This window comes from Cellulosimicrobium sp. BMG9.23 (assembly GCF_059159985.1).
On the sequence record NZ_JBZGBZ010000010.1, the window covers coordinates 186,485 to 207,700 of the forward strand.

Here is a 21,216-nt window from a genome sequence, read left to right on the forward strand (position 1 = left end):
GCCGAGGGACGAGGCGCGGATGGTAGATCCGGCGCACACCCCCATGTCCCGCCGGAGGTGCACGGGAGCGTCGGTACCCCGGCCTAGGATCGACGCATGCCGAGCACGACCGAGGACTTCGTCCACCTCCACGTCCACACCGAGTACTCGATGCTGGACGGCGCGGCGCGGATCGGGGACCTGTTCGACGAGGTCGAGCGGCTCGGGCAGAAGGCGATCGCGACGACGGACCACGGCTATGTGTTCGGGGCGTTCGAGTTCTGGTCGCGGGCGCAGGCGAAGGGCATCAAGCCGATCATCGGCGTCGAGGCGTACATCACGCCGGGCACGAGCCGGTTCGACCAGACGCGCGTGCGGTTCGGCGAGAAGGGCCAGGAGTCCGACGACGTCTCGGCGCGCGGTGCCTACACGCACATGACGCTGCTCGCGAAGAACAACGAGGGCCTGCACAACCTGTTCCGGGCGTCGTCGCTCGCGTCGCTCGACGGGCAGATGGGCAAGTGGCCGCGCATGGACCGCGACCTCCTAGAGCGGTACGGCAAGGGCCTCATCGCGACGAGCGGCTGCCCCTCCGGGGAGATCCAGACGCGGCTGCGGCTCGGGCAGTGGGACGAGGCCGTCCGCACGGCGGGCGAGCTGCAGGACATCTTCGGGCGCGAGAACTTCTACGTCGAGCTCATGGACCACGGGCTCGAGATCGAGACCCGGGTCACGAAGGACCTGCTGCGGCTCGCCGAGACCGTCGGCGCGCGCATCGTCGGGACGAACGACCTGCACTACGTGCGCGAGGAGGACGCGTCGAGCCAGGAGGCGCTGCTCGCGATCAACTCGGGCTCGACCCTGGACGACCCGGACCGGTTCAAGTTCGACGGCACGGGGTACTACGTGAAGTCGGCGGCCGAGATGCGGCGCGTCTTTGCCGAGCTGCCGGAGGCGTGCGACACGACGCTGCTCATCGCGGAGCAGTGCGAGGTGTCGTTCGACACGAAGGCCAACTACATGCCGCGGTTCCCCGTCCCGGAGGGCGAGGACGAGACGAGCTGGTTCGTCAAGGAGATCGAGCGCGGGCTGCACCGTCGCTACCCCGACGGCATCCCGGACGCGTCGCGCAAGCAGGCGGAGTACGAGACCGAGGTCATCGTCCAGATGGGCTTCCCGGGGTACTTCCTCGTGGTCGCCGACTTCATCAACTGGGCCAAGGCACAGGGCATCCGCGTCGGGCCGGGCCGTGGGTCGGCCGCGGGGTCCATGGCCTCGTACCTCATGGGTATCACCGAGCTCGACCCGCTCAAGCACGGCCTCATCTTCGAGCGCTTCCTCAACCCCGAGCGCGTGTCGATGCCCGACGTCGACGTCGACTTCGACGAGCGCCGGCGTGGCGAGGTCATCCGGTACGTCACGGAGAAGTACGGCGACGACCGCGTCGCGCAGATCGTCACGTACGGCACCATCAAGGCCAAGCAGGCGCTCAAGGACTCGTCGCGGCTCCTCGGGTTCCCGTTCGCGATGGGGGAGAAGCTCACGAAGGCGATGCCGCCCGCGGTCATGGGCAAGGACATCCCGCTCGCGGGGATCTTCGACCCGAAGCACGAGCGGTACGCGGAGGCGGGCGAGTTCCGCCAGCTCCACGACACCGACCCGGAGGCGCAGCGCGTCGTCGAGCTCGCGCGCGGCATCGAAGGGCTGAAGCGCCAGTGGGGCGTGCACGCTGCAGGCGTCATCATGTCGAGCGACCCGCTCATCGACATCATCCCGATCATGCGTCGCCTCCAGGACGGCGCGGTCATCACGCAGTTCGACTACCCCACGTCCGAGGGCCTCGGCCTCATCAAGATGGACTTCCTGGGCCTGCGCAACCTGACGATCCTCGATGACGCGCTCGAGAACATCGTCATGAACGGCAAGGACCCGATCGAGATCGAGACCCTCGAGCTCGACGACCGAGCGGCGTACGAGCTGCTCGGGCGCGGGGACACGCTCGGGGTGTTCCAGCTCGACGGCGGGCCCATGCGTGCGCTGCTGCGCCAGATGCGGCCGGACAACTTCGAGGACATCTCCGCCGTCATCGCGCTGTACCGCCCGGGCCCGATGGGCATGAACTCGCACACGAACTACGCGCTGCGCAAGAACGGTGTGCAGAAGATCGAGCCCATCCACCCCGAGCTCGCCGAGCCGCTCGCGGAGGTGCTCGACGAGACGTACGGCCTCATCGTCTACCAGGAGCAGGTGCAGAAGGCCGCGCAGGTGCTCGCGGGCTACTCGCTCGGCCAGGCCGACCTGCTGCGGCGCGCGATGGGCAAGAAGAAGAAGGAGATCCTCGACAAGGAGTTCGTGCCCTTCCACGGGGGCATGAAGGAGAGGGGGTACTCCGACAAGGCGATCCAGGCGGTGTGGGACACGCTCGTCCCGTTCGCGGGGTACGCGTTCAACAAGGCGCACTCGGCCGGCTACGGCCTCGTCTCGTACTGGACCGCCTACCTCAAGGCGAACTACCCCACCGAGTACATGGCGGCGCTGCTCACGAGCGTGCGCGACGACAAGGACAAGTCGGCGCTCTACCTCAACGAGTGCCGCCGCATGCACATCACGGTGCTCCCGCCCGACGTCAACTCGTCCGCCGCGAACTTCACGGCCGTCGGCGACGACATCCGCTTCGGCCTGACCGCGGTGCGCAACGTGGGCCGCAACGTCGTCGACGCGATCGTCGCGACGCGCGAGGAGAAGGGCGACTTCACGTCCTTCACCGACTTCCTCGACAAGGTCCCGGCCGTCGTCTGCAACAAGCGCACGATCGAGTCGCTCATCAAGGCGGGAGCGTTCGACTCGCTCGGCCACCCGCGGCGAGCCCTGCTCGTCGTCCACGAGCAGGCCGTGGACTCCGTCATCAGCGTCAAGCGCAAGGAGGCCGAGGGGCAGTTCGACCTGTTCGCTGACTTCGGTGGCGCGGAAGACGAGGCCGGCCTCTCCTTCTCCGTCGACGTGCCGGACCTGCCGGACTGGGACAAGAAGCAGCGCCTCGCGTTCGAGCGCGAGATGCTCGGTCTCTACGTGTCCGACCACCCGCTGTCCGGCCTCGAGCACGTGCTCACGCGCGCCGCGGACACGGGGATCGCGGCGCTCATCGCCGACGAGGGCCGCCCGGACGGGTCGACGGTGACCGTCGCCGGGCTCATCACCTCGCTCCAGCGCAAGATGAGCAAGAACGGCAACCCGTGGGCGGCCGTGACCATCGAGGACCTCGAGGGCGCCGTCGAGGTGATGTTTTTCGGCGAGACGTACCTCGCGTACTCGACGATCCTCGCCGAGGACCAGGTGGTCGTGCTCCGTGGTCGCGTGCGGCGCCGCGACGACACGATGCAGCTCCAGGCGATGGAGGTCTCTCTCCCGGACGTGTCCGTGGGGGCCGAGTCCCCCGTCGCGGTCCGGGTGCCGCACACGCGGTGCGTCGAGCCCGTCATCACCCGCCTGCGCGAGGTGCTCGCGACGCACCCGGGCTCCGCCGAGGTCCACGTGCAGGTGCTCGAGCCCGGCAAGACGACGATCGTGCGTGCGGGGGACACCCTGCGCGTCGAGAGGTCGCCCGCGCTGTTCGGCGACCTCAAGGCCCTGCTCGGACCGTCGTGCCTCGTGGGCTGATCCAGTGGCGGACCGGCGGGGCACGGTGCCACGTCACGAGGCGGCCGTGAGATCCGGGGACGACGGGACGGCCGACCACCGGTTCCGTGTCGTGCCGGCCGCCTACGTGCTGCTGCGACTCGGCGACGAGGTGCTCCTCCAGCTGCGGCAGGGAACGGGGTACCGGGACGGGTACTGGGCCGCGGCGGCCGCCGGACACGTCGAGGAAGGGGAGTCCGTCGTCGCGGCGGCGGTCCGGGAGGCACGCGAGGAGCTCGGCATCGACGTCGATCCCGCGCACCTGCGGCCCGTGACGGTGCTGCACCGGGGCGAACCGGCCGGACCCGCGCTCGAGCAGCGGGTCGACTTCTTCTTCGAGGCCACCCGCTGGAGCGGTGCCCCGACGCTGAGGGAGCGCGACAAGGCGTCCGACCTGCGGTGGTTCCCGCTCGACGCCCTGCCCGAGCCGGTCGTGCCGCACGAGCTCCAGGTCTTGCGTGCGCTGCGCCACGGAGACGTCCCGCCGATCATGACCTGCGGCTTCGACGGCTGAGCCCGCCCGACGCCCGCGGCTGGGCGGCTGGGCGGCGCGACCGCACTAGGCTCGGTCGCGTGATCCGACTCAACCCCGAGCAGCGCGTCTTCGTCACCGAGCGCCACCTCGCGACCCTCACGACCCTGCGTGCGGACGGTTCGCCGCACGTCGTGCCGGTCGCGTTCACGTGGGACGCCGACGCGGGCGTCGTGCGCATCACGACGAACCGGTCGTCGGCCAAGGCGCGCAACGCACGACGTGCGGGCGTCGGCGGTGAGCACCCGCGTGCGGTGGTGTGCCAGGTCGACGGCGGCCGCTGGATCACGATCGAGGGGACGATCGAGGTCGTCGAGGACGAGGCCGAGGTCGCCGACGCCGTCGCCCGGTACGCGCGCCGCTACCGCCAGCTCGACCCCAACCCGGAGCGCGTCGTCCTGCGTCTCACGCCCGACAAGGTCATGGCCTCGACCTACATGGCCTGACCTGCCGGCGTCGACAGACCGGCGGACGCACCTGTGTCGGCTGCCGGTCAGTCGTCTGATCGGGGCGGCACCCGGGGCTCGGCGCCGGCGGAGATCCGGACGCCGTGCTGCGCAAGGGCCGCGAGGAGCTCGTCGTGCCCGCGCTCGACGCTCCAGTGCACACCGATCATCCCGGCGCCCCGAGCGGCCTCGACGTTCTTCGCCACGTCGTCCACGAACAGGATGCTCGACGGCGCCGCGCCGATCCGGCGTGCGGCCTCGACGAAGAACTCGGCGGAGGGCTTGGCCACGCCGAGGTCGTAGGAGTAGCAGCTCACGTCGAACAGCGCGTCGTAGCCGAGCGCGGTGCGCATGTGGACGCCGCGCTCGCGATCCTGGTTCGTCCCGAGGTGGACGCCGTAGCCCGCGCTGCGCAGCTGCTCGACCAGCCGGACCGACTCGGTGACCACGTCGATGCGGAGCCACACGTCGCGGTACACGACGTCGGCGGGCGTCGACACGCCGTACGCGGCGAGCGCGTCGGCGAGGAACGGGAGGTAGTCCCCACCGCTGCCCGCGAGAAACGGCAGCTCGTCGCTCCACGTCGCGTGCAGGAACTCGCGCGAGCGCGTCCCCAGGTGCGGCTCCATCGCGGCGTACCAGCCGCCCGGGACCTCCTGCAGCACGCCGTCGGCGTCGAGCAGCACGTGGCGGACCGTCACGACTCAGGCGACGGTCGCGCGCTGCGCGCCCTGCGGGTGCTCGACCGCGACGGTGTCGCCCTTGCGCAGCTGGCGGCCGCGCCGCGTGTCCACCTCGCCGTTGACGCTGACCTCGCCGTCCGCGATGAGCTCACGAGCGTCGGCCCCGGAGTCCGCGAGACCGGCGAGCTTGAGGAACTGCCCGAGACGGATGACGTCGTCGGAGATCTCGACCGGGGTGGCGTCGTGTGCGTCCATGCGACACATCGTCCCATCCCACCGGGTCCCGTCCCGTGGCGACCGGCAGGCGAATCCGCTCGTCCTCGTGCTGCGGTCGCTCCTAGACTCGGAGGATGATCACCCGCATCGATCTCCGAGGCCGCACCCTGTCCGCGCGCGAGCTCGTCGCGACCCTGCCCCGCGCAGGGGTCGGCGTCGAGGACGCGACGCATCGGGTGGCCCCGATCATCGACGCGGTGCGGGCTCGCGGCGCCGACGCGTTGCGCGAGTACGCCGAGCGGTTCGACGGCGTCCGTCCGGAGCACCTGCGGGTGCCGACGCAGGCGCTCTCGGCGGCGCTCGCCGAGCTCGACCCGACCGTGCGCGCAGGCCTCGAGGAGGCGATCCGCCGGGTGCGGCAGGTCCACGCCGCGCAGCGGCCCCAGGACTTCACGGTGCAGGTCGCCCCGGGGGCGCAGGTGCGCCAGCGCTGGGTGCCGGTGCAGCGCGTCGGCCTCTACGCCCCGGGTGGGCTCGCCGTCTACCCGTCGTCGGTCGTCATGAACGTCGTCGCGGCCCAGGAGGCCGGCGTGCCGAGCCTGGCCGTCGCGTCCCCGCCGCAGAAGGACAACGGCGGGCTCCCGCACCCGACGATCCTGGCCGCGTGCGCGCTGCTCGGCGTCGACGAGGTGTACGGGGTCGGCGGTGCGCAGGCGGTCGCGATGTTCGCGTACGGCGCCGCGGGCAGCGCGCCGCAGGACGGCGAGGTGCTGTGCGAGCCCGTCGACGTCGTCACCGGCCCGGGCAACGTGTTCGTCGCCGCGGCGAAGCGCCTCGTGCGCGGCGTCGTCGGCATCGACTCCGAGGCAGGTCCCACCGAGATCGCGATCCTCGCGGACGGCTCCGCCGACCCGGGGCACGTCGCGGTCGACCTCATCAGCCAGGCCGAGCACGACCCGTCGGCGGCGGCCCTCCTCGTCACGCCCTCGGTCGAGCTCGCCGCGGCGGTCGAGTCCCGGCTCAAGGACCTCGTGCCCTCGACCAAGCACGCGCAGCGGGTCGCGCAGGCGCTCGCAGGTCCGCAGTCGGCGGTCGTCCTCGTCGACGACCTCGAGCAGGGCCTGCGGGTCGTGGACGCCTACGGAGCCGAGCACCTGGAGATCCAGACGGACGACGCCGCCGCCCTGGCCGAGCGCGTGCGCAGCGCGGGGGCGATCTTCGTCGGACCGTGGTCACCGGTGTCGCTCGGCGACTACATGGCGGGGTCGAACCACATCCTGCCGACGGGCGGGTGCGCGCACTTCTCGAGCGGCCTGGGCGTGCACAGCTACGTCAAGGCGGTCCAGGTGATCGAGTACGACCGGGATGCGCTGGGGGTCGTGGCCGACCGCATCGTCGCCGTCGCGAACGACGAGGACCTGCCCGCGCACGGCGAGGCCGTACGCGCGCGCTTCCTCTGATCGTCGGCGCCGTGCCCACGGACGGACACACCGTGCGCCGGGCGCGTCCGGTGGACGCCCCGGCGCTCGTCGGCCTGCGCGTCGAGCTCATGCGCGCCATGGGTGAGGCCGGCACGGACGGGCAGGCCTGGCAGGGCCGCGCCCTGACCTGGTTCCGCGACGCCCTCGCCGACGACGACGCGGCGGCGTTCGTCGTGGACGAGGACGGAGTCGTGGTCGCCGGCGCGCTCGTGACGCTCGGTCGCGGGGCGCCGTCGGCCCGCAACCCGCGAGGGCTCACGGCTCACCTGTCCAACGTGTGCACGCTGCCGTCCGCGCGCGGACGCGGGCACGGGCGCGCGTGCGTCGAGGCCGCGATCGCGTGGGCGCGCGACGCCGGCGTCGACTCGGTCTCGTTGCACGCGACGCCCGACGGCGAGGAGCTGTACCGCTCGCTCGGCTTCGTCGACACGACGTACACCGAGCTGCGCCTGCGCTGGTGAGCCCGTCCTCGTCAGTCTTGTGCCCGTCCGCCTCCGAGTGTCAGCGCACGCCGAGCACGAACGGGTAGACCGCCGCAGCCCCCGCCTGACGAAGCAGCCGCGCCGCGACGGTGAGCGTCCAGCCGGACTCGGTCCAGTCGTCGACGAGCAGGACGCGTCTCCCGACGAGACCGTCGAGCGCGGCCGGGGACAGCTCGAGCCGGAGCCGGCCCGCGACGCCCGACAGGCGTGTCGCGGAGTTCACGTCGTGGCGCCCGGGCTCCTCGCGACCGGGCACCGGCCCGATGGCCCCGATGAGCGGACGCCCGAGGTACGCGGCGAGGCCGGTCGCCAGGTGGTGCGTGAGCACGGGTCGCGTCACCGACCGGACGGCGACGACGCCGTCGACGAGCAGCGCCCGGGCGGCCGTCTCGGCGTCCGCCGCGTCCGCGTCCGCGCCGTCGCCGGCGTCCCCGGTCGTCGCGGCCGGAGCGGCGGCTGACGGCGCCCGCAGCGCGTCCCACTCGTCGAGCACCCGGGCAGCCGCGCGGCGCAGCGGGACGGGCGTCTCGCCGTCGGGCGCCCCCGGGGCGAACAGCTCGCGCAGGGGCGCGGACCACCCGAGGCCGTCGAGCCGCGCCACCGCGCGCCCCGGCTCGGCCTGCTCCTCGGCCGGGATGCGCCCCCGCACGTCGATCCCCAGCCGGTCCATCCCGCTCGGCCACTGCCGGCGCGCCACGACCTCGACGCCGGGGCGGTCCATGTCCGCACGCGCAGCGGCGACCGTCTCCGCGTCCGGCAGGGCGGGCAGCGTGACGCCGCCGCAGCGGTCGCACCGGCCGCACTCCCAGCCCGCCTCGAGCTCGGGGTCGTCGAGCGCCGCCCGCAGGAACGCCATGCGGCACCCGGTCGTCGCCTCGTAGTCGAGCATGGCTCGCTGCTCCGCCGTGCGGGTCTCGTCGACGCGCGCGTACCGTTCGGCGTCGTACTCCCAGGGCGCCCCGGTCGACTCCCAGCCACCCTTGACGCGGCGCACCGCGCCGTCGACGTCGAGCACCTTGAGCATCCCCTCGAGCCGTGACCGCTTGAGGTCCACCTGGGTCTCGAGCTGCGCGACGGACTGCGTCCCCCCGCCGTCGAGGGCCGCGAGGGTCGTGCGGACCTGGGCCTGCGGCGGGAAGGCCGTCGACGCGAACCACTCCCAGATGCGCCGGTCCTCCTCGCCGGGCAGCAGCACGACGACGGCCGAGTCGACTCCGCGCCCGGCACGACCGACCTGCTGGTAGTAGGCGATCGGCGAGCTCGGCGCGCCGAGATGCACGACGAACGCGAGGTCGGGCTTGTCGAATCCCATGCCGAGCGCGGACGTCGCGACGAGCGCCTTGACCCGGTTCTCCTTGAGGTCGCCCTCGAGGCGCTCGCGCTCGGCCGGGTCCGTCTGCCCGGTGTACGCGGCGACGGCCAGGCCGGCGGAACGCAGCTGGCTCGCGACCTGCTCGGCGGCGGACACGGTGAGGCAGTAGACGATGCCCGACCCGTCGATGTCCTGGAGCGCCTCGGTGAGCCACGCGACGCGCGACGGCTGGTCGGGCAGCGGGAGCACCGCGAGGTGCAGCGACTCGCGGTCGAGCCCACCGCGCAGCACGAGGACCTCGTCGGACGTGCCGGGCCCGCTCGGCGCCGCAGCGGCCGACGCGTGCACGCCGAGCTGCTCGGCGACGTCGGCCGTGACGCGCACGTTGGCCGTCGCGGTCGTCGCGAGGACGGGGATGCCGCTGGGCAGGTCGGCGAGCAGGGTGCGGATGCGCCGGTAGTCGGGCCGGAAGTCGTGACCCCAGTCCGAGATGCAGTGCGCCTCGTCGACCACGACGAGCCCCGCGTCGGCCGCGAGCCGCGGCAGCACCTCGTCGCGGAACCCCGGGTTGTTGAGGCGCTCGGGCGAGCACAGCAGGACGTCGACCTGCCCGGCCTCGATCGCGGCGTGCACGTCGTCCCACTCGGTGACGTTCGACGAGTTGATGGTCACCGCGCGGATCCCCGCGCGCGCGGCAGCGGCGACCTGGTCGCGCATGAGGGCGAGCAGCGGCGAGACGATGACGGTCGGCCCGGCGCCGCGGTCGCGCAGCAGCTTCGTCGCGACGAAGTACACCGCCGACTTGCCCCACCCGGTGCGCTGCACGACGAGCGCGCGGCGCCGGAACGCCACGAGCGCCTCGATCGCGCGCCACTGGTCGTCGCGCAGCCGCGCGTCGTCGCGCCCCACGAGCGCGCGCAGCGCCGTCTCCGCGTCCTCGCGCAGCGACTCACCGTCCAGCAGGCCGCGAAGCATCGCGAGCTTCGCGCGGCGCGCGGCCTCGCCGTCCCCGGCTGTCGCCGTGGGCGGCACCGCGCGCTCCGCCGCGGGCACCGCCGGCGGTCCCGAGACGGGCGCGGGCGCAGGTGCCGACGGGGCCGCCTGCTCTGGGGCGACCTCCGCCCCGGGGCCGACGGCCGCCTGGGCGGCCGGGTCGGACCTCGGCGCGTCGTACGGGTCGTCGAGCGGCGGCTCGTCGGCCGGGTCGAAGGGCAGGTCCGCGTACGGGTCGGTGGAACTCACCCGCCCGATCGTAGGCGCACCCGCCCATGCACGTGCCGCGTCGTCCCCAGGCCGTGGTCAGGTCTCACGGTGCGGGGCCCGGGAGCGGCCCCGCTCCACCACCAGCGCGAGAGTCCCCGCGACGACCACCACCCACTCGGCCACCGCAGCCAGCACCTGCTGCGTCCCACGCACCGTCTCGTTCACGCCGAAGAACCCGACCGTCGTCGACAGGTAGAACGCCGCGAGGGTGAGGGCCCCGAAGCCGACCGCGCCGAGCAGAGGCAGCCAGTGTCGCCACACGAGCACGAGGAGCCCCAGGACGAGCCCCGCGACGGCGTTGAGGAGGAACAGCGGCCCGACGACGTCGATGTCGGCATAGCCCTCGACGTACAGGACGAGGTGGATGTCCGCCGACAGCAGCAGCCCGGCGGCCGCGAGGCCCCGCAGCAACCACGCACCCCGGGTGCGGGGTTCGGGCGACGGAGGGCCGGGAGGCCCGGAGGTGGTCATCGCGGCTCCGTCCGTGGACGAGCGAGGGTGCGGGGAACGGCGTGCGGGCGGGAGCGACCGCGGTCTGCTGGCGCCCGGGGGCGACCCTGCGACCCCGGTGCTTCAATTGAAGCGCCGTCCGTCGTGCGGCGCTCGTCGGACGGGGCGGCGGACAGGATCGCCGGACGACGCACGCCGGGCCCGACGGCGCGCCCGCCCTCCCGGTACACAGCTGCGACGGAGGAGACCATGGACGGACACCACAGCGACGAGGGCACCGTCGAGCGGCACGCACCCACCCGCCGGGCGGTCCTCGCCGGCTCCGGCTCGGGCGCGGTCCTGCTGCTCCTCGCCGCGTGCGGCGGCGGGTCGCCGTCGGGCACGGGCGAGGGGTCCGGGACGGCGGGCGAGAGCGGCGAGGGTTCCGGGGCCGTGGCGCCGGGTGAGGTCCTCGCGCGGGCCGACGACGTCCCGGTGGGCGGCGCGCTGAGCGTCACGGTCGGCGGAGCCCAGCTCCTCGTGACGCAGCCCGAGGAGGGGACGTTCGCCGCGTTCAGCGCGATCTGCACGCACCAGGCCTGCACCGTCGCCCCGGGCGACGGGGAGCTGCTCTGCCCGTGCCACGCCTCCCGGTACGACCTCGCGACCGGCGCCGTCCTCGGCGGTCCGGCGCCCGAGCCGCTCCCCGAGGTGCCCGTCACGGTCGAGTCCGGTGAGGTGACGTCCGCCTGACGCCGCGCTCGGCGGCAGCGCCCCACGGACGACGATGACCGCGTGCCGGACGACGACCCCGTGGCGCTCCGGTCGGTTCGTAGACTGTGGAGGTGACCCCACCCACCGTCGCCGGGACCTCCGGGCTGCCGCTGCGCCCCGAGCTCGCGGGCATCGAGCCGTACGGCGCGCCGCAGCTCGACGTGCCCGTCCTCCTCAACGTCAACGAGAACCCCCACGCTCCGGGCCCGGCCGTCGTCGCGACGATCACCGAGCACGTGCGGGCCGCGGCCGCCGGCCTCAACCGGTACCCGGACCGCGACTTCCACGCGCTGCGCACCGACCTCGCGGCGTACCTCGGGGTGGAGTCGGGCGTGCACCGCGAGGCCGATCAGCTCTGGGCGGCCAACGGGTCCAACGAGATCATGCTCCACGTCCTGCAGGCGTTCGGCGGGCCCGGCCGCACGGCGGTCTCGTTCGCGCCGACGTACTCGATGTACCCCGAGTACGCGCGCGACACGCACACGGACTGGGTCGTCGGGCGGCGTGCCGAGGACTTCACGCTGGACCCCGACCACGCGCGGGACGTCGTCCGCCGTGAGCAGCCGTCGGTGATCCTGCTCGCGAGCCCGAACAACCCCACGGGCACGGCCCTGCCCGCCGCGACGGTCGAGGCCGTCTGCGAGGCGGCGCTCGCGGTGCGCGTGCCGACGGGAGACGGCGAGGCGCCCGCGGTCGTGGTGGTCGACGAGGCGTACGGGGAGTTCCGGCGCGCGGGCACGCCGTCCGCGCTCGAGCTGCTCGACCGCTACCCGAACCTCGCGGTCACGCGCACGATGTCGAAGGCGTTCGCGCTCGCAGGCGCCCGCGTGGGATATCTCACGGCGTCGCGCGAGCTCGTCGACGCGCTGCGCGTCGTGCGCCTCCCGTACCACCTGTCGGCCGTCACGCAGGCCGTGGCGCGGGGCGCTCTCGCGCACGCCGACGAGCTCCTGGCCCAGGTCGACACGCTGCGCGCCGAGCGCGACGCGACCGTCGCGTGGCTGCGCTCGCTGCGCCACCCGGACGGGCGCGCGCTCGAGGTCGCCGACTCCGACGCGAACTTCGTCCTCTTCGGCACGTTCGCCGACCGGCACGCGGTCTGGGCCGGCCTGTTGGAGCGCGGCGTGCTCATCCGGGAGACTGGGCCGGACGGATGGCTGCGGGTGTCGATCGGCACCCGCGACGAGATGCGGGCGTTCCGCGACGCCCTCGTGGAGGTGGCAGGACTGTGAGTCGTACGCAGGGGTCAGGGCGCATCGCGCGCATCGAGCGCACGACCTCCGAGTCGAGCGTGCTCGTCGAGCTGGACCTCGACGGGACGGGACGGACGCAGATCTCGACGACGGTCCCGTTCTACGACCACATGCTCACCGCGCTGGGCAAGCACTCGCTCATCGACCTCACGGTCGAGGCGACGGGCGACACCCACATCGACGCGCACCACACGGTCGAGGACGTCGCGATCGCACTGGGCGAGGCGCTGCGCGTCGCGCTCGGCGACAAGAGCGGCATCGCGCGCTTCGGCGACGCGACGGTCCCGCTCGACGAGGCGCTCGCGCTCGCCGTCGTCGACGTGTCCGGCCGCCCGTACCTCGTGCACTCGGGGGAGCCCGAGGGGCAGGAGTACCACCTGATCGGCGGCCACTTCACGGGGTCGCTCACGCGGCACGTGCTCGAGTCGATCGCGCACCACGCCGGCATCTGCCTGCACGTGCGCGTCCTCGCCGGCCGCGACCCGCACCACATCGTGGAGGCGCAGTTCAAGGCCCTTGCCCGCGCGCTGCGCGCCGCCGTCGCGCCCGACCCGCGCGTCGAGGGCATCCCGTCGACGAAGGGCACCCTGTGAGCACCGACCCGAACCCGGCCGTGCCGGGCGACGACCGCCCGGGCGCCGAGGCCCTCGAGGGCCTCGAGATCCCGGACGACGTGTCGTCGCTGACCGCCGGTTCGGACCCGGAGCTCGTCGCGCTCGTCACGCAGATCGCGGGCGCCGAACCGCTCGCGGCGGCGTGCTCGCTCGCCCAGGTCGAGGCCGACGTCGTCGCGACGGACGTCGGTGCCGTCGCGGTGCTGCGGGACCGGTCCGGCGACGCGCCCGCGCGGGCCGCCGCCGCCCTCACCACCCTCGTGAAGGGCGTCCCGCTCATCCTCGTGGAGCGCCGTGGCGAGCAGCTCACGATGACGCGCTGGAGCGACGGCGCGGTCGGCGACACCCTCGCCCCGGGTCTCGTGCTCGGGGGCGCCCCGGAGGCGCTCGAGGACCTCCTGACGGGTTCGAGCACGCTCGCTGACCTCGACGGCGTCGTCGCGAGCTCGTCCATCTCCCGGTGGAAGGCGATGCGGCTGCTGACCGCCGCCGGCCGACGGGCGCGCAAGAAGTGAGCGCCGCGACCGCAGGGCCTGTGGCGGGCCGCCGCCCGTCGGTGGTCGTCCTCGACTACGGGTTCGGCAACGTGCGCTCCGCGGTGCGCGCCCTCGAACGTGTCGGCGCGGACGTCGAGCTGACCGCCGACCGCGCCCGCGCGCAGGACGCCGACGGGCTCGTCGTGCCCGGCGTCGGGGCGTTCGCGGCCGTCATGGACGGCCTCACGGCGGTGCGCGGCCACGAGGTCGTCGGGCGCCGGCTCGCGGGCGGGCGGCCCGTGCTCGGCATCTGCGTCGGCATGCAGGTGATGTTCTCGCAGGGCGACGAGCACGGCACGCTCACCGACGGGCTGGGGGAGTGGCCGGGTCTCGTCGACCGCCTCGAGGCCGAGATCGTCCCGCACATGGGCTGGGACACGGTCGAGGCCGCCGAGGGCACCGTCCTCTTCGACGGCATCCAGGACGAGCGCTTCTACTTCGTGCACTCGTACGCCGCGCGCTCCTTCACGCTCGGCGACGACCTCCCGTCCGACTCGCCGATCCGGCGCCCGCTCGTCACCTGGTCCGACCACGGGGGGCGGTTCGTCGCCGCCGTGGAGAACGGCCCGCTGTCCGCGACCCAGTTCCACCCGGAGAAGTCCGGCGACGCGGGCGCGGCCCTGCTCGAGAACTGGGTCCGCACGCTCTGACGGACGCCCCGGGCGGGTCGGCGGCGTACCGTCGACCGCGGCCGGTCCGTCCTCACCCAACCCGGCGCGGGAGCCCGCGCCACGACCGATGGAGAACCTCGTGACCGACCGCCTCGTGCTGCTCCCCGCCGTCGACGTCGCCGACGGCCAGGCCGTCCGCCTCGTCCAGGGCGAGGCGGGCTCCGAGACCTCGTACGGCGACCCGCTCGCCGCCGCGCTCGACTGGCAGTCCGGCGGTGCCGAGTGGATCCACCTCGTCGACCTCGACGCGGCGTTCGGGCGAGGGTCGAACGCGGAGCTGCTCGCCGACGTCGTCGGCCGGCTCGACGTCCAGGTCGAGCTGTCGGGCGGCATCCGCGACGACGCGTCGCTCGAGCGTGCGCTGGCCACGGGAGCGCGCCGCGTCAACCTCGGCACCGCGGCGCTCGAGAACCCGGACTGGACCGCGAAGGTCATCGCCGAGCACGGCGACGCGGTGGCAGTCGGCCTCGACGTGCGCGGCACGACGCTGGCCGCGCGCGGCTGGACCGAGGAGGGCGGCGACCTCTGGGAGGTCCTCGACCGCCTCGAGTCGGCGGGCTGCGCGCGCTACGTCGTGACCGACGTGACGAAGGACGGGACGCTGCGTGGCCCGAACCTCGAGCTCCTGCGCGACGTCGCCTCGCGCACCGACGCGCCGGTCGTCGCCTCGGGCGGCATCTCGAGCCTCGCGGACCTCGAGGCGCTGCGCGCGCTCGTGCCCGCCGGCATCGAGGGCACCATCGTCGGCAAGGCGCTGTACGCCGGGGCCTTCACGCTGCCGCAGGCGCTCGACGTCGCCGGTCGGCCGTGACCGTGGGCGACGACACCCACGGCCACTCTTCGGGCCACCCGGAGGCCGACGCCTCCGTCGGCGCGGCGTCCGGTTCCGGGAAGGCGCTGCCGGCGTCCTCGGGCTTCTCGGGCGACGACGGCTCGGCCGACCCGGAGCTCACCGCGACGCTCGCGGCCCACCAGGGCGGCGCGGCGACGGTGGCCGAGGTCGTGCGCCGGCTCGGCAGCACACGTGTCCTCGTGCCGATCCTCGCCGAGCTCGAGTCGTCGGCCGAGGGGGAGCACGGCCACACCGTCGACAAGGAGGCGTCGGCCGGCGTCGTCGCGCTCCAGGCGCCGGACGGGCGCCGCGCCCTGCCGGTGTTCACCTCGGTCGCGTCCATGGCGGCCTGGCGGACGGATGCGCGTCCGGTACCCGTGGACGCGCGCCGCGCGGCGCTGTCCGCCGTGAGCGAGGACTGGGCGCTGCTCGTCGTCGACCCCGCGGGCCCCGTCACCGTGCTGGTCCCGCGGCCGGCGGTGTGGGCTCTCGCCCAGGGCGTGGAGTGGGAGCCCGCGGTGGCCGACGGCGTCGTGGCGCCCGCGGTGCAGGACGCCGTCGCGTCCGCGGTCGCCGGCGTGCCGCACGTGGCGCGCGCGTGGGCCGAGCCCGGACGGCGCGCCGAGGTCGCGGTCGTCCTGCGGATCGACGCCGGCCTCGACCGTGCCGGCCTCGACGCGGTGCTCGCCCAGGTCAACGCCGCGCTCGCGGCGAACGACGTCGTGTCGGCGCGCGTGGACGGCCTCGAGCTGCGGATCGGCCGGGCGGACTGACGGTCCCGGCCGACCCGGGCGGACATCGTCAGCCCCGGCGGAACCGGCCGATCGCCCAGGCGAGCGACGCCGCGACGCCGACGACCGCCAGGACCGCCTGCCCGCCGAGCACGACGCGGTTCACGTCGACGGCGGGCTGCCAGCGCACGCCCGCGTCGTCGACCACGTAGACCCCTGTGGCCTTCACCCGGACGCCGAACGCGCCGCTAGCGACCGATCCCTCAGCACCGGCGTCGCCGTCCGCGTTACCGGACCCGGGGCCGTCGGACGGCTTGCCGGAGGTCTCGGGCGCCTCGGGCGGCGCCGGCGACCTCCCGATGTGGAACGGCCAGTCGGCCGCTCCCTTGCCGGACAGCTCACCGGAGCCGGAGCCCCAGCCGGACCCGGTGCCGCCCCAGACCGTGGCCACGGGGATCACGAGCGTCGAACCGCGCTCGTAGGCCTCCCCGTAGACACGGCGGACGGTCAGGGTGTCGCGTGCGGCCTGCGTGATGTGCGCCGGGTCGACGGCGGGCGCGTCGCCGGGGCTCGCGTTCGTTGCCATGCGGCCGAGACTAGACCCCCGCGCCACGTCGCGCGCGGCTCAGCCCGAGCACTCCTCCGCGGCGCTGAACGAGGACTCGTCGGCGAGGAGCTCGCGCAGCGTGCTCACGGGCACGAGCAGGCTCTTGTCGGTCGACGTCTTCGCGTAGACGACGCCGATCACCTCGCCCGCGTCGTTGAGCGCGGCCGACCCGGAGCTCCCGGGCTCGACCGGGGCGTCGGTCACGAGGACCTCGCCGAGGTTCTCGTGCAGCGGGTCGGTCGTCGTGCCGATCACGGAGCCCTCGGTGACCGTGAGGCGCCCGCCCTCCGGGTACCCCACGACGGTCACGGGGTCACCGGGCGCCGGGTCGGCCGCGGCGAGCGTCGGCGCGGACGGCAGGTCCTCCGCGGTGCGCACGATCGCCAGGTCGGCGAGCCCGGCGATGCTCGCGGTCTGGGCGGCGATGTCCCGGCCGTCGTAGGTGAGGAGCTGCAGCGAGCGCGACGAGTCGACGACGTGCTTGTTCGTCACGAGCGTGCGGGCGTCGAGCGCGAACCCGGACCCCGTCGAGAGGCCCTCGCAGCCGACGTTGCGGATCCGCACGGCCATCCGGCGCACCGTGTCCGAGCCGTCGGGGGACAGGACCTCCGACCCGGCGGGCTCGCCCGGCGCGGCGAACGACGGGACGACGCTCTGCGGCACCGGGTCGGGCAGCTCCGGCAGGACTCCGCAGCCGGCGACGACCGACATCGCGATCGATACCGCGACGGCGGTCGCGACGCGCGCGCCCCGGAGAGGACGCGCCGTCGTCCACCGGACGGTGCGCGAAGCGGAGTGCCGAGCCGCCCCCGCCGAGCGGTCCCGCGAGGCGCCGGTCATCCTGCGGCTCATCCCGCGAGCTCCTGCTGGAGCTGCGTGTTCGCGTCGGCCGCCGCCTGGCACAGCTCGTCGACCTGGCCGGAGAAGCGCTCGAGGTCGGCCGGGTCGTACGCGTCGCGGTTGTTGAGGTACCCGATGAGCTGGGACTGCGCCGTCGTGCACTGACCGAGCGCCGCGGCGACCTTGCCCGCCGCGTCGGAGACCCGGCTCTGGTAGTCGAGGTACTGCTGCGAGGCCTCGTTCTCGTCGCCGAGCTGGGCCTTCTCGTTCGCGAGCTCGGTGATCCGGTCCTGCGCGGTGGTGAGCTGGCCTCGGGCCGACTCGAGCTCGGCGTTGGCGCCGTCGAGGTCCGCCTGCAGGCGCGCGACGTCCTCGCCGAGCGCTCGCGCCTGGGACTCCCACTCCGCGCTGCTCTCCTGCCAGCGCGTCGTGGTGACCCAGAGGTACGCTCCCACGCCGACCGCGCCCGCGAGCAGCAGCGACAGGAGGACGATCGTCACGACCATCCCCGTCCGCCGGCGTCTGCGGGGTGCCACGGCCGGCGTCGCTCCCGGATCCTCCGGCCCGCTCGAGGCCACGTCGGGCGACGGGCCGCTTGCCGGCCAGGGACGTTCGGGCTCCCGTCCGGCGGGCGCCGGGACGACCGGCACGGGGGCGACCGGCGTCGGGCCGTCGGGGGCTGCCGTGCTGCCGGACGGCGGCGGTGGCGGGGTGCTCAACTCACCGCACCCGTGAACTTCTCGCCCGGGCCGTCACCGGGGGCGTCCGGGTAGACCGAGGCCTCGCGGAACGCGAGCTGGAGGGAGCGCAGGCCGTCCCGCAGGGACCGCGCGTGCTGGTTGCCGATGTCCGGCGCGCTCGCGGTGACGAGCGCGGCGAGCGCGTTGATGAGCTTGCGCGCCTCGTCCAGGTCCAGGTGGCCCTGCGCCTCGGCGTCCTCGGCGAGGCCGCACTTGACCGCGGCGGCGCTCATGAGGTGCACCGCGGCCGAGGTGATGACCTCCACGGAGGCGACGTCGGCGATGTCACGGACGGCGTCCGTCGAGGGGTCCTGCGCGGGGGCGTTCTCGATGCTCATGGCGTCCATCTTTCCATCCGGTCCGACCGTCGCGGTCGAGCCGCCCGCTCGACCGGAGCCGGTCCGTCTCCGGCCCGTCACCGAACGGGCCACGGGACGTGCACCGAATGTGCGCCGAGATGTGGGAAACCGCCCCGGATCCGCAGGGATCCGGGGCGGCTTCTCCGGTCTCGGCGCCGCGTGGGCGCCGGGTGGGCGTCGGTCCGTGGACGTCAGACGCGCACGGGCTCGCTCGCCGTGCCGGGCTCGCCGGCCTCGACCGGTGCGCCCTTCGCCTCGAGCGCGACACGCAGCGCCGCACCGAGCTCGGCGTCGACGTTCGTCCAGTACTGGATCGCCCGCTCGCGGATGTCGGTGCTCTTCACACCGCCCACGTGACCCGTGATCGTCTCGAGGAACCGGGTGCGCGCCGGGCCGTCGAAGACCTCGCGGTAGAGCGTGCCGGCCTGGCCGAAGTCGTCGTCCTCGGGGTGGAGCGTCGCGGCGGCGCGCGTGAGCTCGCCGTCGGCCTCCCACCCGGTCGACTCCGCGGCGCGTGCCGGGTCGGCGTGGGCACCGCCGCGGCTGTTCGGTGCGTAGACCGGCGTCGTGGCGGAGGAGAAGGAGTAGCGCATCGCGCCGTCCTTCGCGTACGAGTGCCCACCCTCCTCGGCGCCGCGCGGGGCGTTCACCGGGAGCTGTGCGTGGTTCGTGCCGACTCGGTACCGGTGCGCGTCCGCGTAGGAGAAGATGCGCGCGAGGAGCATCTTGTCGGGGCTCGCCGCGATGCCAGGCACGAAGTTGCTCGGCGCGAACGTCGCCTGCTCGATCTCCGCGAAGTAGTTCTCCGGGTTGCGGTTGAGCTCCATGACCCCGACCTCGACGAGCGGGTAGTCGCCGTGCGGCCACACCTTCGTGAGGTCGAAGGGGTTGAACCGGTAGGTCTTCGCGTCCTCGTAGGGCATCACCTGGACGGATAGCGTCCAGCGCGGGAAGTCTCCCGCCTCGATGTGCCCGTACAGGTCGCGGATGTGGTGGTCGGCGTCCGAGCCGGCGAGCTGGGCGGCCTCGTCCGCGGTGAGGTTGTCGATGCCCTGCTGGGTCGTGAAGTGGTACTTGACCCAGAAGCGCTCGCCCGTCGCGTTGATCCACTGGTACGTGTGCGAGCCGAAGCCGTCCATGTGGCGCCAGCTCGACGGCAGGCCGCGGTCACCCATGAGCCACGTCACCTGGTGCGCCGACTCGGGGGACAGGGTCCAGAAGTCCCACTGCATGTCGTTGTCGCGCAGGTTCGAGCCCGGCAGGCGCTTCTGCGAGTGGATGAAGTCGGGGAACTTGATGCCGTCGCGGATGAAGAAGACCGGGGTGTTGTTCCCGACGAGGTCGTAGTTCCCCTCGCTCGTGTAGAACTTCAGCGCGAAGCCGCGGGGGTCGCGCCAGGTGTCCGGCGAGCCGTTCTCCCCGGCGACCGTGGAGAACCGGGCGAGCATCTCGGTCGCCGTCCCGGGCTGGAAGACGGCGGCGCGCGTGTACGCGCTGACGTCACCGGTCACGGTGAAGGTGCCGAACGCGCCCCCGCCCTTGGCGTGGACGACGCGCTCCGGGACGCGCTCGCGGTTGAACTGCGCGAGCTTCTCGACGAGGTAGTGGTCGTGCAGGACGATCGGGCCGTCGGCGCCGACGGACTGCGAGTGGGCGTCGGACGCGACGGGTGCTCCGGCGTTCGTCGTCGTGTACGGGGAGGTCATGAGGCGCTCCTTCCAGCGGACCCGGTGCGAGAGACCGAGTTCCGTAACGGGGTCATCGTGAGATAACGGGCGTCGATGGGATGCGCGAGGTCCACCGGTCCACCCAGTAGGGGTCAGGGCGCGCAGTCGGGGCACAGGCCCCAGAACGTCACCTCGGCGGTGTCGATCCGGAACCCGGAGGTGCTGCTCGGGGTGAGGCACGGGGCGTGGCCCTCGGTGCAGTCGACGTCGGAGACGGCGCCGCACGCACGGCACACGACGTGGTGGTGGTTGTCGCCGAGGCGGCGCTCGTAGCGGGCAGGGTGGCCGGCCGGCTCGATGCGCCGGAGCAGGCCCTTGTCCGTCAGCGTGTTGAGGACGTCGTAGACCGCCTGCACGGAGACCGAGCCGAGCGCGGCGCGCACTGCGCGCAGGACGGCGTCGGCGTCGGCGTGCTGGCGAGCGCCGACGGCGTCGAGCACCGCGAGCCGCGCCGCCGTGACGCGCAGCCCGTGCTCGCGCAGCTCGACCTCGTGGCCCGACCCGTGCGGCGGCCGTGCCGCACGCTCGGGTACGGCGGAGGACCGCGTCGATCCCGTCGTCATGACCCCACCCTAACCCTCTTCTCTGGAAGAGTTCCAATGATGGAGGGCGTCTAGTTCGGGGGAGATGTCCAGCTCGCGCGGCGCGACGGTCGACGACGGCCGCTCGTCCTGGAGGCCGCCGACCTCTGGTAGTCTTGATGGCTGACCGACCTGCACGACGTGCGTCGGTGATCAGGTGCGGCCCCGCGGCCGTCCGTGGACACCGAGGCAGGCCAGTGCGGGTGCGCAAGTGGATCCCATCCCACCCGGGTCTCGACCGTCGACGTGATGTCGCGACAGAGGCCGGGTCCTGGTCCGGACGGCTCGCCCTCGTGGTGTGTCGCCCTGACGTGGTCGTCGTGGTGCACCCACGGCTGCCGGAACGATGGCCTCCGCCCTGCGCTCAGGGACGGGGGCCTTCCTCGTGCCGGGCGGTCTACCGACGACTTCCTAGGAGCATCACATCAGCGAGCCTCGCATCAACGATCGGAT

The 21,216-nt window shown here is 73.6% G+C and carries 22 protein-coding genes; 12 read left to right on the plus strand and 10 right to left on the minus strand.

Annotated features, from left to right (window positions below):
• Positions 1–96 precede the first annotated feature (96 nt).
• Genes dnaE through AC4H2G_RS18530 form a run of 3 tightly spaced genes read left to right on the plus strand, consistent with a single transcriptional unit; the run spans position 97 to position 4,632 of the window.
• A complete protein-coding gene (gene dnaE, locus AC4H2G_RS18520) occupies positions 97–3,636 on the plus strand; it encodes a DNA polymerase III subunit alpha (protein WP_494367201.1) in 3,540 nt (1,179 codons plus the stop codon).
• 46 nt (positions 3,637–3,682) lie between these two features.
• Positions 3,683–4,168, plus strand: coding sequence for an NUDIX hydrolase (locus AC4H2G_RS18525; protein ID WP_494367202.1), 486 nt, complete (start codon positions 3,683–3,685; stop codon positions 4,166–4,168).
• A 59-nt stretch (positions 4,169–4,227) separates the two neighbouring features.
• Positions 4,228–4,632: a pyridoxamine 5'-phosphate oxidase family protein gene (locus tag AC4H2G_RS18530; protein ID WP_494367203.1), complete on the plus strand. Its 405-nt coding sequence runs from the start codon at positions 4,228–4,230 to the stop codon at positions 4,630–4,632.
• A gap of 47 nt (positions 4,633–4,679) precedes the next feature.
• Here AC4H2G_RS18530 and AC4H2G_RS18535 read toward each other — a convergent pair whose 3' ends face one another.
• Together AC4H2G_RS18535 and AC4H2G_RS18540 are read right to left on the minus strand one after the other, a co-directional pair.
• The gene (locus AC4H2G_RS18535; RefSeq protein WP_494367204.1) at positions 4,680–5,333 is read right to left on the minus strand and encodes an HAD family hydrolase; all 654 of its coding nucleotides are present in this window, start codon (positions 5,331–5,333) and stop codon (positions 4,680–4,682) included.
• 3 nt (positions 5,334–5,336) lie between these two features.
• Positions 5,337–5,570, minus strand: a complete 234-nt coding sequence (locus AC4H2G_RS18540; protein WP_494367205.1) for an RNA-binding S4 domain-containing protein — start codon at positions 5,568–5,570, stop codon at positions 5,337–5,339.
• A 95-nt stretch (positions 5,571–5,665) separates the two neighbouring features.
• On the opposite strand from AC4H2G_RS18540, the gene hisD reads away from it, so the two are divergent.
• Both hisD and AC4H2G_RS18550 read left to right on the plus strand, forming a co-directional pair.
• Complete coding sequence (gene hisD / locus AC4H2G_RS18545; RefSeq protein ID WP_494367206.1) at positions 5,666–6,991, plus strand: histidinol dehydrogenase; 1,326 nt, start codon at positions 5,666–5,668, stop codon at positions 6,989–6,991.
• Between the two features lie 11 nt (positions 6,992–7,002).
• Positions 7,003–7,473 (plus strand): GNAT family N-acetyltransferase, encoded by a 471-nt coding sequence (locus tag AC4H2G_RS18550; RefSeq protein WP_494367207.1) that lies wholly within the window; start codon positions 7,003–7,005, stop codon positions 7,471–7,473.
• A gap of 40 nt (positions 7,474–7,513) precedes the next feature.
• On the opposite strand, the gene AC4H2G_RS18555 is transcribed toward AC4H2G_RS18550, so the two are convergent.
• A complete protein-coding gene (locus AC4H2G_RS18555) occupies positions 7,514–9,781 on the minus strand; it encodes a RecQ family ATP-dependent DNA helicase (protein WP_494367248.1) in 2,268 nt (755 codons plus the stop codon).
• 324 nt (positions 9,782–10,105) lie between these two features.
• Positions 10,106–10,540 carry a hypothetical protein gene (locus tag AC4H2G_RS18560; protein ID WP_494367208.1) on the minus strand — a complete coding sequence of 145 codons (435 nt, stop codon included), beginning with the start codon at positions 10,538–10,540 and terminating at the stop codon, positions 10,106–10,108.
• A gap of 228 nt (positions 10,541–10,768) precedes the next feature.
• Here AC4H2G_RS18560 and AC4H2G_RS18565 point away from each other — a divergent pair, with 228 nt between their 5' ends.
• The 7 genes from AC4H2G_RS18565 (at position 10,769) to AC4H2G_RS18595 (ending at position 15,951) form a co-directional block, all read left to right on the plus strand.
• Positions 10,769–11,251, plus strand: coding sequence for a Rieske (2Fe-2S) protein (locus AC4H2G_RS18565; RefSeq protein ID WP_494367209.1), 483 nt, complete (start codon positions 10,769–10,771; stop codon positions 11,249–11,251).
• Between the two features lie 92 nt (positions 11,252–11,343).
• On the plus strand, positions 11,344–12,504 hold the full coding sequence (locus tag AC4H2G_RS18570) for a histidinol-phosphate transaminase (protein WP_494367210.1): 1,161 nt from the start codon (positions 11,344–11,346) through the stop codon (positions 12,502–12,504).
• Positions 12,501–13,118 carry an imidazoleglycerol-phosphate dehydratase HisB gene (hisB, locus tag AC4H2G_RS18575; protein WP_494367211.1) on the plus strand — a complete coding sequence of 206 codons (618 nt, stop codon included), beginning with the start codon at positions 12,501–12,503 and terminating at the stop codon, positions 13,116–13,118. Before AC4H2G_RS18570 ends, hisB begins: the two co-directional genes overlap by 4 nt.
• Positions 13,115–13,654, plus strand: coding sequence for a hypothetical protein (locus tag AC4H2G_RS18580; RefSeq protein WP_494367212.1), 540 nt, complete (start codon positions 13,115–13,117; stop codon positions 13,652–13,654). Before hisB ends, AC4H2G_RS18580 begins: the two co-directional genes overlap by 4 nt.
• A 20-nt stretch (positions 13,655–13,674) precedes the next feature.
• Complete coding sequence (hisH, locus tag AC4H2G_RS18585) at positions 13,675–14,325, plus strand: imidazole glycerol phosphate synthase subunit HisH (RefSeq protein WP_494367213.1); 651 nt, start codon at positions 13,675–13,677, stop codon at positions 14,323–14,325.
• A gap of 100 nt (positions 14,326–14,425) precedes the next feature.
• Positions 14,426–15,157, plus strand: a complete 732-nt coding sequence (priA, locus tag AC4H2G_RS18590) for a bifunctional 1-(5-phosphoribosyl)-5-((5-phosphoribosylamino)methylideneamino)imidazole-4-carboxamide isomerase/phosphoribosylanthranilate isomerase PriA (RefSeq protein WP_494367214.1) — start codon at positions 14,426–14,428, stop codon at positions 15,155–15,157.
• A gap of 2 nt (positions 15,158–15,159) precedes the next feature.
• The gene (locus AC4H2G_RS18595; protein WP_494367249.1) at positions 15,160–15,951 is read left to right on the plus strand and encodes an SseB family protein; all 792 of its coding nucleotides are present in this window, start codon (positions 15,160–15,162) and stop codon (positions 15,949–15,951) included.
• 28 nt (positions 15,952–15,979) lie between these two features.
• Here AC4H2G_RS18595 and AC4H2G_RS18600 read toward each other — a convergent pair whose 3' ends face one another.
• The 6 genes from AC4H2G_RS18600 to AC4H2G_RS18625 form a co-directional block, all read right to left on the minus strand.
• A complete protein-coding gene (locus AC4H2G_RS18600; protein ID WP_494367215.1) occupies positions 15,980–16,495 on the minus strand; it encodes a hypothetical protein in 516 nt (171 codons plus the stop codon).
• 39 nt (positions 16,496–16,534) lie between these two features.
• Entirely contained in the window at positions 16,535–17,368 is an 834-nt protein-coding gene (locus AC4H2G_RS18605; RefSeq protein WP_494367216.1) for a S1C family serine protease, read from the minus strand.
• Complete coding sequence (locus tag AC4H2G_RS18610; RefSeq protein ID WP_494367250.1) at positions 17,365–17,862, minus strand: hypothetical protein; 498 nt, start codon at positions 17,860–17,862, stop codon at positions 17,365–17,367. Before AC4H2G_RS18610 ends, AC4H2G_RS18605 begins: the two co-directional genes overlap by 4 nt.
• 209 nt (positions 17,863–18,071) lie before the next feature.
• Positions 18,072–18,434, minus strand: coding sequence for a DUF1844 domain-containing protein (locus AC4H2G_RS18615; protein ID WP_494367217.1), 363 nt, complete (start codon positions 18,432–18,434; stop codon positions 18,072–18,074).
• Between the two features lie 212 nt (positions 18,435–18,646).
• On the minus strand, positions 18,647–20,161 hold the full coding sequence (locus AC4H2G_RS18620) for a catalase (RefSeq protein ID WP_494367218.1): 1,515 nt from the start codon (positions 20,159–20,161) through the stop codon (positions 18,647–18,649).
• A gap of 113 nt (positions 20,162–20,274) precedes the next feature.
• Positions 20,275–20,745 carry a Fur family transcriptional regulator gene (locus AC4H2G_RS18625; RefSeq protein WP_494367219.1) on the minus strand — a complete coding sequence of 157 codons (471 nt, stop codon included), beginning with the start codon at positions 20,743–20,745 and terminating at the stop codon, positions 20,275–20,277.
• Between the last annotated feature and the right edge of the window lie 471 nt (positions 20,746–21,216).